Source organism: Actinomadura syzygii (genome assembly GCF_008085905.1).
Lineage (GTDB): Bacteria > Actinomycetota > Actinomycetes > Streptosporangiales > Streptosporangiaceae > Spirillospora > Spirillospora syzygii.
Genome location: NZ_VSFF01000005.1, coordinates 245229 through 257020, shown reverse-complemented (window position 1 = coordinate 257020; position 11792 = coordinate 245229). Strand labels below are relative to the sequence as shown.

General features: G+C 69.2%; 11 protein-coding genes and 1 tRNA gene. 10 read left to right on the top strand and 2 right to left on the bottom strand.

The genetic code is table 11. The annotated features are described in order from the left end of the window. The first annotated feature begins 38 nt into the window (after window positions 1-38). Together FXF65_RS13820 and FXF65_RS13815 are read left to right on the top strand one after the other, a co-directional pair. Window positions 39-344: a hypothetical protein gene (locus FXF65_RS13820; protein WP_148350318.1), complete on the top strand. Its 306-nt coding sequence runs from the start codon at window positions 39-41 to the stop codon at window positions 342-344. Between the two features lie 39 nt (window positions 345-383). Continuing rightward, window positions 384-1142 carry a M15 family metallopeptidase gene (locus tag FXF65_RS13815; protein WP_148350317.1) on the top strand — a complete coding sequence of 253 codons (759 nt, stop codon included), beginning with the start codon at window positions 384-386 and terminating at the stop codon, window positions 1140-1142. 39 nt (window positions 1143-1181) lie between these two features. Here FXF65_RS13815 and FXF65_RS13810 read toward each other — a convergent pair whose 3' ends face one another. Further along, window positions 1182-1634 carry a GatB/YqeY domain-containing protein gene (locus tag FXF65_RS13810; RefSeq protein ID WP_148350316.1) on the bottom strand — a complete coding sequence of 151 codons (453 nt, stop codon included), beginning with the start codon at window positions 1632-1634 and terminating at the stop codon, window positions 1182-1184. 103 nt (window positions 1635-1737) lie between these two features. Between FXF65_RS13810 and FXF65_RS13805 the strand changes: the two genes are divergently transcribed. From FXF65_RS13805 to FXF65_RS13780, 6 genes are all read left to right on the top strand, one after another. After that, window positions 1738-2634 (top strand): metallophosphoesterase, encoded by an 897-nt coding sequence (locus FXF65_RS13805; protein ID WP_187412275.1) that lies wholly within the window; start codon window positions 1738-1740, stop codon window positions 2632-2634. Beyond that, a complete protein-coding gene (locus FXF65_RS13800; protein WP_187412274.1) occupies window positions 2634-3242 on the top strand; it encodes a class I SAM-dependent methyltransferase in 609 nt (202 codons plus the stop codon). The genes FXF65_RS13805 and FXF65_RS13800 overlap by 1 nt, the downstream gene beginning before the upstream one ends. Before the next feature lie 75 nt (window positions 3243-3317). Then, window positions 3318-3391, top strand: a tRNA-Pro gene (locus FXF65_RS13795). A 527-nt stretch (window positions 3392-3918) separates the two neighbouring features. After that, window positions 3919-4515, top strand: a complete 597-nt coding sequence (locus tag FXF65_RS13790; protein ID WP_187412273.1) for an abortive infection system antitoxin AbiGi family protein — start codon at window positions 3919-3921, stop codon at window positions 4513-4515. Then, complete coding sequence (locus FXF65_RS46400) at window positions 4428-5912, top strand: phosphorothioated DNA-binding restriction endonuclease family protein (RefSeq protein WP_483902921.1); 1485 nt, start codon at window positions 4428-4430, stop codon at window positions 5910-5912. The genes FXF65_RS13790 and FXF65_RS46400 overlap by 88 nt, the downstream gene beginning before the upstream one ends. Before the next feature lie 360 nt (window positions 5913-6272). Further along, the gene (locus tag FXF65_RS13780) at window positions 6273-7172 is read left to right on the top strand and encodes an N-acetylmuramoyl-L-alanine amidase (protein ID WP_148350314.1); all 900 of its coding nucleotides are present in this window, start codon (window positions 6273-6275) and stop codon (window positions 7170-7172) included. Here FXF65_RS13780 and FXF65_RS13775 read toward each other — a convergent pair. Continuing rightward, window positions 7169-8032, bottom strand: coding sequence for an alpha/beta fold hydrolase (locus tag FXF65_RS13775; RefSeq protein WP_148350313.1), 864 nt, complete (start codon window positions 8030-8032; stop codon window positions 7169-7171). The genes FXF65_RS13780 and FXF65_RS13775 overlap by 4 nt on opposite strands. A gap of 34 nt (window positions 8033-8066) precedes the next feature. Between FXF65_RS13775 and FXF65_RS13770 the strand changes: the two genes are divergently transcribed. Together FXF65_RS13770 and FXF65_RS13765 are read left to right on the top strand one after the other, a co-directional pair. Then, a complete protein-coding gene (locus FXF65_RS13770; protein ID WP_222868550.1) occupies window positions 8067-10031 on the top strand; it encodes an AfsR/SARP family transcriptional regulator in 1965 nt (654 codons plus the stop codon). A gap of 95 nt (window positions 10032-10126) precedes the next feature. Then, complete coding sequence (locus FXF65_RS13765; protein WP_148350312.1) at window positions 10127-11785, top strand: catalase; 1659 nt, start codon at window positions 10127-10129, stop codon at window positions 11783-11785. Window positions 11786-11792: the final 7 nt, after the last annotated feature.

Here is an 11792-nt window from a genome sequence, read left to right as displayed (position 1 = left end):
CGTCCCACTACGCCGTTGTGCTCACGGCGGTCCTGGGCGTGAATCTCCTTCTCGGATACATCGGCATATATCCGATCGGCATCACGTGGTACGTGCTGAAGAACACGGTCGTCGCGGACCTCGGCTACGGACACCGCGACACCACCTTCGACGAGGGACTCCTGCTCCCCTTCACGTACGCGGGCCTGTTCCTGCTCGCATTCGCGGCGATCTCCGGCGTCGCCAACTACTTCCTCGTGCGGATATGGCCATTCGGCGGGAAGTGGCTCTGGCCGATCGCCGCCGCCCTACTCGTCCTGCCCGGCCTCCTGGTCATCGCCGACCCTCGCCTCGGGTGGCGCTAACCGTCGGAAGGCGCTAACCGTCGAAAGGACCGTCCTGCAATGAATAGTGACGACAGCCCCACAAGACGCGCAGTACTCCAAGGAGCGGCCGGCGCCGCCGTCGTCGCCGGTATCGCCGGATCGAGCATCGGCGCGCTCGCGGCCCCCGCCGCCGCGGCCCCTGGCCCCGGTCCGAAGAAGGAAGCCGCCCTCAAGAAGTCCATCAAGAAGGCCAGGGCCCGAGTGGAAACGGGCAGGCGCAGCGCCAACGGCTGGTCGATGGAGAAGAGGGCCGACGCCGGGGGCTCCATCTGGACCAAGAAAGTGCCCGGCAGCGACGTCTCGGTCGCGCTGCGCATCGGCGACGCCGCGATCGTGCTCACCCACGTGATCCGCCGTTTCCACTACGAGATCGGCACACTGGAGAACGGCGACGTCATCGGGTTCAAGCCCCCGCGCCTGCTGTTCGAGCATGGCTGGGAGAGCAACCACTCGTCCGGCACCGCGATCGACATCCGCCCCGGCTGGTACCCGGACGGGGCGAAGGGCGGCTTCTTCCCGCACGAACTGGTCACGATCCGCGACATCCTCGCGGACTGCGAGGGGGCCGTGAAATGGGGCGGCGACTTCGCCGCCCCCGCCGAATCGCATTTCCAGATCGACGTCCGCCCCGACGCCGCGCTTCTGAGAAAGGTGGCGGACAAGCTTCGCGGATGGAACGCAGCCCCGGGCGAAGGCGCGGGAGTCCTGGTCGACGTCCTGGCGCCGTCGCGCCGGTCCCGCGCCGACGCGCTTGAGCGGCGCCAGCGACACCGCTGAACGCAACGGGGAGGGCCCGGCGTTCGCGCCGGGCCCCTCTCACACGGTGAGCTGGCGTTTCACCTCGGCGGCGACGCGGCCGCCCTCGGCGCGTCCGGCCACCTTCGGGTTCACGGCCTTCATGACCTGCCCCATCGCCCGCGGACCGGCCGCGCCCGTCGCGGCGATCGCGTCCGCCACCAGCGCCGTCAGCTCCTCGTCGGCGAGCTGCGCGGGCAGGTACTCGTCCAGGACCACGCCCTCGTCCCGCTCCGCCTGCGCCTGCGCGTCGCGCCCCGCGTCGCCGAACGCGGCCGCCGCCTCGCGCCGCTTCTTCGCCTCCCGGGTCAGCACCCTGACGACGTCCTCGTCGGACAGCTCGCGCGCCTGCTTACCGGCGACCTCCTCGTTCTTCACCGCGGTCAGCGCGCTGCGCAGGGTGCGGACGCGCACCTCGTCCCGCGCCTTCATCGCCGCCGAGAGGTCGGTCTCCAGCTTCTCCTTCAAGGTCATGCACCACATGATGCCCGTCCCCGGCGGGGTCCCCCCACATCCGGCCGCACTGGAAGCCGCATCGGGATTACCGAGAGGTGCACATCTCTGGAAGCATGGAGGCGTGCGAAAGTTTCACGCCGTCCCCCTCGCCCTGCTGGGCGCGGGCGCCGCGACCTTCGGGTACGCCTCGGTGATCGAGCGGAACTGGTTCCGCCTCCGCCGGGTGGACGTTCCGGTGCTGCCGCCCGGCCGCCCGCCCGTGAAGATCCTGCACATCTCCGACGCGCACCTCACGCCGGGACGGTCCCGCCTCATCCACTGGGTCCGCTCCCTGAACGCGCTCGAGCCCGACCTCGTCGTCAACACCGGCGACACCCTCTCGCACCGCGACGCCATCGGCCCCTTCCTGGACGCCCTCGGCCCCCTCCTCGACCGTCCGGGCGTCTTCGTCTACGGCTCGAACGACCTCTACTCCCCGCGCTTCAAGAACCCCCTCCGCTACATCTGGCGGACGAGCAAGTCCGACTACTCCCGCCGCCGCCGCGAACCCGACCTCCCCTACCGCGAGCTCGGCTCGTCCCTCCAGGCCGCGGGCTGGCTCGACCTCAACAACCGCATCGGCCGCCTCAAGGTCGGCGACCTGGACGTCGAGTTCGGCGGCATCGACGACTCCCACATCGACCGCGACCGCTACGACAAGATCGCCGGCCCGGTCGACCCGCGGGCGGACGTCCACCTCGGCGTCATGCACGCCCCCGAGCCCCGCAACCTCGACCGCTTCACCGCCGACGGCTACGACCTCCTCCTCGCCGGGCACACCCACGGCGGACAGGTCTGCGTCCCCTTCTACGGCGCCCTCGCCACCAACTGCGGCATCGACCGCCCCCGCGTGAAGGGCCTGCACCGCCACCGCGGCTCCTGGCTGCACGTCTCCGCCGGCCTCGGGACGTCCCCGACCGCCCCCTTCCGCTTCTGCTGCCCGCCCGAGGCGACGCTCCTCACCCTCGTCCCCCGCTGATGCCCTCCCGCTGGAGGACCGACCGCCGCTCCGCCACGGGCTACGACCGCGTCGTCCAGAACCCCCTCCTCGCCCGCCTCGGAGCGCGCCTCCTCTGGAACTACGACATCCGCCACCTCCACCAGGCGATCGCCGCCCAAGACCCGGCCGCCCTCACCCTCGACATCCCCTGCGGCGGCGGCGTGGCCGTCCGCGACAACCCCCGCCACATCGCCGCCGACCTCTCCCGCACGATGCTCGACCGCGCCCGCCGCAAGACGTCCGCCCTCGTCCAGGCCGACATCTACGCCCTCCCCTTCCCCTCCGAAACCTTCGACGCCTGCGTCACCTACAACGGCCTGCACTGCCTCCCCGACCCAGCCGCCGCTGTGCTTGAACTAACCCGCGTCCTCCGCCCCGGAGGCACCCTCCAAGGCACAACCCTCATCCTCGGCACGAGCCGCCGCACAGACGCCCTCTACGCCCTCCTCCGCCGCCGGGGCTACTTCGGCCCGTCCGGCACCCTCACCGACCTCCGCACCTGGCTGACGACGGCCGGCCTGACCGACGTCCACCTGGCCCCCAACGGCGCCGTGGCCGGCTTCACCGCCCGCCGCCCAGCTAATTAGGGACGCACCACCCCCCGCCATCCGCTAAGGTGTACTAGGCGCCGGGAGAACGTACGACTCCCGGGCAGCCACCACCGGGGTGTAGCGCAGCTTGGCAGCGCGCTTCGTTCGGGACGAAGAGGTCGTGGGTTCAAATCCCGCCACCCCGACAGAGAAGTCCCAGCTCAAGGGCCGGTTCCCAGCACAAGGGAACCGGCCTTTTGATCGTTTGACCTCCATCCGCCCCCACGTAGGACCCGATCAAGCACGCCCGAGGGTCGGGCCCCGTCATCCCAAGGTCAGAATCGCCCTCTGCCGCCAATCTGACGCAACGTCACCCGCATACTCCCGGAGTCAGAACGGTGGTTGGCACCTGGCTTTAAGCCAGGGTGTTCGGATGGAAAGACATGATGGCCGCAAGGTCCGCCTCTCCTCGCTGTTCGTTCAGAGCGGTCACGCGGGCAACCTCATCTGCCATTGGGATGGCCGGGAACACCACTTCTTACAGCTTGCACCCTTTCGGTCAAGTGCACTCATATGAGATCATCCTGGCTGTTGGTAGGCGAAGTCCGAAGGAGCCGTTGATACACGTGCGTGAGAAACTGCAAGGCGGCCGCCTCACACCGTCCCGGCACGTCGTACCGCTAGGGGCCACCTGATGGCTCTAGGGTTCCGAGGTAACGACACGTGGCGTGACATGTCGGAGTACCTCGTTCATCTCACGAGCAGGGTTGCCTTTGGGCGGATTCTCGCGGACGGCGAACTCCAAGCCTCACGCAGGTTCGGCGCCGCCCGCCACGTCAAAGACCTCGACGTGCCCCAGCAATCAGTATGCCTTAGCGAGATTCCTCTCGACTACCTCTCCCGTCTCGTCGAACGGCGCGGCGAATTCGGAGTCGGTTATGACAAACGCGCCGTGGCGATGGCCGGGGGCGCGCCAGTGTGGTACCTGCGCAAGGATTCGCCCGTGGTGAAAGAGCTCAAGAGTTTGGTAGAAAAAGCAAGTCGGGAAGATGGGCGACCCGAAAGCCAAGACGATCCTGTCTGGAATCTCACCCCCTACATCGACTTCCCTGGCCCCTACAGGGACACCGAGTACGAGTTCGAGTGGGAGCAAGAGTGGAGGATCGAAAGGCTGAAGGTGCACGGAGGAGAAGTGCGGTTCCTGTTTGCACCTGAACGGCATCACCCTGAGACGACTCGCCTATGGACCTCGGGACCGCCTCCCCCAATCATCGACACCACATGGCCAATGAGTCAAATCCAGGAAGTACTAGCCGACCAAGATCTTTAGCCGAGGCCCTCGATCCTTCGAGCGGTCTTCGGCAACCTTGTCGTCGCCCAGCGGACCTGCAGCGCGACCTCTTCGAGGATGGGCCTAGACGGCGAAGATGGTCTTGTTCGTTTCCTTGGCCGCAGGAGAGAGTGCGCCTTCGATGCTGTTGGGAAACGGGCGCTACCGGGGTTTCCCCTTATTCGCGAGTACTAGTGCAGCTCGCCAGATTCCGGACATATCATGTATGGGTGGATCTGTCGGTTGTTACGCGGGAGGCTGTGCTTGAGGCCGTCGCGGAGTGTGATCGGGTTGGGCGGGGGCGGTTTCTTGAGGAGTACGGGTTTGATCCCGCTCGTCGGTACTTCCTCGTTCACGAGGGCGTCTACTACGACTCCAAGGCGATCGTGGGGGTGGCGCATCGGTATGTGACGGGTCGGGCGCTGTCTGCGGATGAGTTCTCTGGTGGTCGGCTGACCGTTGGGCGGCTTCTTGAGCGGCTGGGGTTCGAAGTGGTCGTCGATGAGCCGGCTTCGCCTCGGCGGCGGATGGTGGAGCTGCTCGGGGCGTTGCGCACTGCTGGTAGCGCTGACAGGCCCGTTCGGCATCAGCCGATAACGCTTCTCTGGGCGATGGGGAGGGCCGCGAACCGGCGGCCGCGTCTGGTGCCGTGGCAGGACGCGCGATTCGAGCTGAGCGACCTCATGCGCGAGTACGGGCAGCCTGATTCACGGTTGACTCCCGAATTTCCCGTTCTGGCGTTGGCTCGTACGGAACTGTGGGAATTGCAGGGGCATGTGGGGGACGTTCCGGCGGCGCACGGGAATCCGGTTCCATGGCTTGATGAGCAGAATCCCAATTGTGGGCTTGCGGTCTGGGCTTATGAGCTCTTCGCGTCGAGCGAAGCCGCGCGGGTGGAGGCTGTTGCCGCGCTTGGTGGGCGGTTCTTTGGCGGGAGCGTTCCCGAAGGGTTGCTGGCGAGGGTAGGGGTGCGGCCTGGCAGGGGCGGCGCGGTGGCTCGGGGTTCTGAGTCGGTTGAGCTTTATTGGAGTCTTTGCTTGACGGTTGAGGCCGCTGAAGCCCGTGGGGATCATGACCGTACGACGCGCAGTGCGCGGGAGCAGCCTGTGCGGTCCGCGGCTGCTGTTCGGGCCGTGCTGATTCGCAGTGGGGGGCGTTGTGAGAATCCGTTGTGTAGTGGGCAGCCCGATGATGTCAATCAGAACGGTGATCCCATTCTTGAGGTTGATCACGTCCAGGATCGGGGGCAGTGGGGGCGTGACCATCCGATTCAAATGATCGCGCTCTGTCCCAACTGCCATGCCGTGAAGACGAGGGGGCGGACGCGGGAGCAGCTTCGTGCGCTCCTCCTCCTGGAGGCTCGGGCTCGGCATAGTGCTTGGGCGCGGCAAGCCTGACGTTCGCCAGAACGTGGGAGCGCGGTGGGGTTAGTTCGGGGGTGTTCGGCTACAGGGGGTGAGTGGGCGGCGGGGGAAGGGGAGCGGAATGGTTCATCGGGGGCGGCGGGGGCGGGTGTCGGTCAACTGGGAGTTGTTGTTGGGGCTCGTGGCGGCCGGGTTCATCGTTTACGTGTGGGTTTGGGCGGCTACTCAGGGTGGGCCTCCCTGGTAGGCAAGGCGGGTGTGTAAGGCCGGGATTGGTGGGAAGCATGTGTCGCGGCCTGCGGGTGGGGCTTGAATTCGGGGGGTGAGGTCGGGCGCCGGTCGAGTGGGCCTACGCTTTTCGGGCGTAACCGGGAGCTAGGTGGAGGATCGACCGTGGACATCATCAGCCGGGCGGAGTGGGGAGCGCGTGCTCCTCGGGCCCGCAGCACGGTGACCTGGGCGGAACGCTCCGAGTTCGTCGTGCATTACTCCGAGGGGCCGACGACGCAGTCCGTCCGGTCCATTCAGGACTTTCACATGGACGACCGGAACTGGGCCGACATCGGCTACAACTTCCTCGTCGACGTCGACGGCCGGGTCTATGAGGGGCGCGGCTGGCTGGTCGTCGGGGCGCACGCGCCCGGGCACAACACGTCCGGGATCGGCGTGTGCATGATCGGGCGGGACGGGGACGCGACCCCGGCCGCGAAGCGGGCCATCCGGGCGGTGTACGACGAGGCCGTGCGGCGGGCCGGGCGGTCGCTCCGCAAGCTCGGGCACCGCGACGTGTACTCGACGAACTGCCCCGGCGACCAGTTGTACGCCTGGGTGCGGGACGGGATGCCCGCCGACGACATCGAGGAGGACGACATGCCGGACTACGTGTCCGTCGGAATGGACCAGGTGCAGGAGCTCCCGGCCGGTCAGTGGGTCACCGTCAACTGGGGTAGGGAGTATGGCGACTCGGCGCACCATCATTGGGACAAGGGCGGGCCGTCCCTCATCATCGGGCCCGCTCGGTATGCGCTGACCGCCAATGTCCGGGTGGAGGGGCTCCAGCCGGGGACGGAATTGCAGGCGCGGGCGATCGAGCACGCCGAGTCGGGCGGGGACGTGTCGGCGGGGCCGATCGCCGAGTACGTGGCGAGCGAGGGTGCGACGTTCGTCCATTACAGCCTTACCGCCGACATGGTGGGCAACGGCTACCGGGTGCGTTTCCAGGTCGTCCATTTCGGTGTCGAGGCGGGCCGTATCGCGTCCGGCAGCGCGAAGTGCCTGGTCTGGCCGACCTAGCGGGCCAGGAGGTCGCGGAGGGCCTTGGTGATCTCGGACGGCGCCTCCTCCGCCATGAAATGGCCGCAGGTGACCGTCGAGTGGTGCAGGTCGGGGGCCCAGGCGCGCCATACCGCCGCCGCGTCGTAGCCGAGGGCGGCGCCCCAGTCCTGCTGGAGGACGGCGACCGGCATCCGCAGCGTGTTGCCCGCTGAACGGTCGGCCTGGTCGTGCTCGACGTCGATTCCGGCGGTCGCGCGGTAGTCGGCGACGATCGACGGGATCGCGGCGCGGGAGGCGGCCAGGTAGGCGGCGCGGACGTCGTCGGGAATGGCGGACGGGTCGTTCGTCCACAGGTCGAGGAAATGGCCGAAGAAGGCGTCCGGTGCTCCGGCGATGAGTTGCTCGGGGAGTCCCGGCGGCTGGGCCATGAGGTAGAGGTGGAAGCCGACCGCCGCGCTGGCGCCGTGCATGACGTCCCACATGTCCAGGGTCGGGAGGATGTCCAGGCAGGCCAGGTGCGTGATCGTCGACGGGTGGTCGAGGCCGGCGCGGAAGGCGACGTGGGCGCCGCGATCGTGTCCGGCCAGGGCGAAGCGGTCGTGGCCGAGGGCGCGGGCCAGGGCGACGATGTCCTCGGCCATGGTGCGCTTGGCGTAGCCGTCAAGGGGCTTGTCGCTCGCGCCGTACCCACGGAGGTCGGGGCAGATGACGGTGTGGTCGGCAGCCAGGTCCGTGGCTACGTGGCGCCACATCAGGTGGGTCTGCGGGAAGCCGTGCAGCAGGACGATGGGGCTTCCGCTACCGCCAACCGCGACGTTCAAGGACACATCGTCCGCGACGCGGACGCGCTTGTAGTCGAATCCAGTGATGTTCTCCATGTCCCCCAGGCTGCACCCCGTGAATGAGCATCGGATGAGTAGCGTTGCCTGGGTGGACGTCCTGTTCGGGGTGCTGGGGCCCGTCGCGGCGTGGGACGGCGACGGGCGCGCGGTCGCGTTGAAGGGCCCGCGGCACCGGGCGGTGCTGGCGCGGCTGATCGTGGCGCGCGGACGGGTCGTCCCGGTGTCGCGGCTGGTCGACGACCTGTGGGTCGCGCCGCCGCCGGACGCCGTCGGCGCGGTGCGGACGTTCGTCGCGGCGCTGCGGCGGGCGCTGGAGCCGGACCGGCCGCCGCGCGCGCCGTCCCGGACGCTGGTCACCGAGGGTCCCGGGTATGCGCTGCGGGCCGGAGATGACGACGTGGACGCCTGGCGTTTCGAGCGCGCGGTGGCGACGGACCGTCCGTCCGGGGAGGCGTTCGGGATCTTGGACGAGGCGCTCGGCTGGTGGCGCGGCCCCGCCTATGCCGACTTCGCCGACGAGAGTTGGGCGCGGGCCGAGCGCGCGCGGCTGACGGAGCTGCGGCTGCACGCGGTCGAGCGGCGGGCGGAGGCGATGCTGGCGGTCGGGCGCGCCGCCGAGGCGGTTCCCGACCTGGACGCGCACGCCGCCGAGCATCCCTGGCGCGAGGACGCCTGGCGGCTGCTGGCGCTCGCGCTGTACCGGACGGGACGCCAGGCAGACGCCCTCACCGTCCTCCGAAGGGCACGGGGGCTGCTGGTAGAGCAACTGGGCATCGACCCGGGGCCAGCGTTGCGAAAACTGGAGGAGGACGTCCTCCGCCAGGCCGACCATCTCCAGGGGCAGGACGCGGCGGCGCGGGTCTGGGCGGACACCGCGGCCGTCTATGACCGGACGGTCGGGTCAGGTGCTTCTGGCGCGCGGGCCAGGCTGGAGTCGACGGTCGGTATCTTGCGGGACCTCGCGGTGACGGGCGGCGGCGGGCTCGAAGCGGCGCGCGAGCGGCGCCTGGCGGCGGTCGCGGCGGCGGAGGAGCTCGGGGACGCGGAGCTGACCGCGCGGGTGATCGGCGCGTACGACGTCCCGGCGGTCTGGACGCGGTCGGACGATCCGCGCCAGGCCGCCGAGCTGGTCGCGGCGGCCGAGCGCACCCTCGCGGCCCTCCCGTCCGGCGGGACGGACGCGACGCGCGCCCGCCTGCTGGCGACGGTCGCGCTGGAGTCGCGAGGCACCGGTTCGCGGCGCGCGCGTGAGGCGGCGCGCGAGGCGGAGCGCATCGCCCGCCGCCTGGACGATCCCGTCCTGCTGGCCTTCGCGCTGAACGGCGTGTGGATGCAGGCGTTCGAGCGGGCGGGGCTCGCGGCGCGGCGGGACGAGATCGGCGCCGAGCTGGTCGCGCTGTCGGAACGGCACGAGCTGGCGAACCACCAGGTACTCGGACATCTCATCCGGATGCAGGCGCGGAGCGCACTCGGCGACTTCGGGGCGGCGGACGGGCACGCGGCGGCGGTGGAACGGCTGGCCGAGCGGCATGAGCGTCCGCTGGTGGGAGTGTTCACGGCCTGGTATCGGGCGTTGCGTCTGGCCGCGTCGGGGGATGGCGCGGAGGCCGCCTACCGGGCGGCCGTCGATCGGCTGGACGGCTCTGGGATGCCCGGGTTTCAGGACGGTCTGCCGTCGCTTGCCCTGCTTTGCCGGTGCGTGCGCGAGGGGCGTCCCGCGCCGACCGGCCCGGCCGACTGGGGGCCGTACGAGCCGTGGGCGCGGCCGCTGGTCCTGCTGGCGCGGGGCGATCGCGACGCGGCCGCCGAGGCGCTGCGCGAAACACCCGAACCTCCCGCCGACCTGCTGCTCGAAGCGCTCTGGGCGCTCACCGCCCGCGCCGCGGTCAAGCTGGACGATCGCGCGACGATGCGACGCGCGCACGAGCGGCTCCGCCCGGCCGCCGGGGAACTGGCGGGCGCGGGCAGCGGACTCGTCACCCTGGGCCCGGTCTCCCATTTCCTGGACGAGTTGAACGCCGCCCTCTCCCGGTAAGCCCCGCGCCCGGGGGACAGCCGTTACCTGACGACGACGTTGGCTTGCCCCTTCTCGGGTAGGGCCGCATCGAAGCGGTGAAAGGAGAGCCCGTCGTGACGGACGTTTCGAGCATGGGGGCAGAGCCGGGGGACGAGCGTCCGGTACTGACGAACCGGCAGGGCCACCCGGTGTACGACAACCAGAACCAGCGCACGGTCGGTGCGCGCGGCCCGGCGACGCTGGAGAACTACCAGTTCCTGGAGAAGATCAGCCATTTCGACAGGGAGCGGATTCCGGAGCGGGTCGTCCACGCGCGGGGCGCGACGGCCTACGGGTTCTTCGAGGCGTACGGGAAATGGGGCGACGAGCCGGTCGCCACGTACACGAGGGCGAAACTGTTCCAGGAGCGGGGCGCGCGGACGCCGGTCGCGCTGCGGTTCTCCACGGTCATCGGCGGGCGCGACTCGGCCGAGACGGCCCGCGACCCGCGCGGCTTCGCCATCAAGTTCTACACCGAGGACGGCAACTGGGACCTCGTCGGGAACAACCTCGCGGTCTTCTTCATCCGCGACGCCATCAAGTTCCCGGACGTCATCCACGCCCTCAAGCCCGACCCGGTGACGTTCCGGCAGGAACCGGCGCGCATCTTCGACTTCATGTCGCAGACGCCCGAGTCGATGCACATGCTCGTCAACCTTTTCAGCCCGCGCGGAATCCCGGCCGACTACCGGCACATGCAGGGCTTCGGCGTGAACACCTACAAATGGGTGAACGGCGCGGGCGAGACGAAGCTCGTCAAATATCACTGGATGCCGAAGCAGGGCGTGCGGAGCATGACGGAGGAGGACGCGGCGGCCGTCCAGGCCCGTGACCTCGGGCATGCGACGCGGGATCTGCACGAGGCCATCGACCGAGGCGACTTCCCGGAATGGGAGCTGCTCGTCCAGTTGATGGACGACCACGACCATCCCGAGCTGGATTTCGACCCGCTCGACGACACCAAGGTCTGGCCGGAGGACCAGTTCCCGGCGTTGCCGGTGGGGCGGATCGTCCTCGACCGGAACGTCGACAACAACTTCGCCGAGAACGAGCAGATCTCGTTCGGGACGGGCGTCCTCGTCGACGGCCTCGACTTCTCCGACGACAAGATGCTCGTCGGGCGGACGTTCTCCTACAGCGACACGCAGCGCCACCGCGTCGGGCCGAACTATCTGCAACTGCCCGTCAACCAGGCGAAGCGGGCTCAGGTCCGGACGAACCAGCGGGACGGGCAAATGGCGTTCCTCATCGACGACGGCGGCGAGAACCCGCATGTGAACTACGAGCCGTCCATTACGGGCGGGCTGCGGGAAGGGCAGTATCCGACGCACGACGAGCAGGGGCCGGAGATCCGGGGACGGCTGACGCGCAAGCGCATTCCGCGGGCAGCCGACTATCTGCAGGCCGGGCAGCGGTACCTGCTGATGGAGGAATGGGAGCGGGACGACCTCGTCCGCAACTTCGTCGAGCTGATCTCGCAGTGCGCGCGTCCCGTCCAGGAACGGATGGTCTGGCATTTCCTGCTGGTGGAGGACGACCTCGGACTGCGCGTCGGGAAAGGGCTCGGAATCGGTCCGGACGCCGTCGCGCACCTCAAGCCGCTCCCCGGCCAGGACCTCACGGACGAGGATCAGCGGCGGCTCGACAACCTCGGCAAGAACGGCTCCCGGGACGTCGCCGGACTGAAGATGACGCACTGCGTCCCGAACGAGAGGGCCGTGCACACCTTCTAGCCGTTCG

Bases quoted from the DNA above. Each gene is read 5' to 3' on its own strand.
- FXF65_RS13790 (WP_187412273.1), top strand. From the start codon at position 3,919: ATGTCGGAGTACCTCGTTCATCTCACGAGCAGGGTTGCCTTTGGGCGG.
- FXF65_RS13815 (WP_148350317.1), top strand. From the start codon at position 384: ATGAATAGTGACGACAGCCCCACAAGACGCGCAGTACTCCAAGGAGCG.
- FXF65_RS13800 (WP_187412274.1), top strand. From the start codon at position 2,634: ATGCCCTCCCGCTGGAGGACCGACCGCCGCTCCGCCACGGGCTACGAC.
- FXF65_RS13770 (WP_222868550.1), top strand. From the start codon at position 8,067: ATGAGTAGCGTTGCCTGGGTGGACGTCCTGTTCGGGGTGCTGGGGCCC.
- FXF65_RS13775 (WP_148350313.1), bottom strand. From the start codon at position 8,032: ATGGAGAACATCACTGGATTCGACTACAAGCGCGTCCGCGTCGCGGAC.
- FXF65_RS46400 (WP_483902921.1), top strand. From the start codon at position 4,428: ATGGACCTCGGGACCGCCTCCCCCAATCATCGACACCACATGGCCAAT.
- FXF65_RS13810 (WP_148350316.1), bottom strand. From the start codon at position 1,634: ATGACCTTGAAGGAGAAGCTGGAGACCGACCTCTCGGCGGCGATGAAG.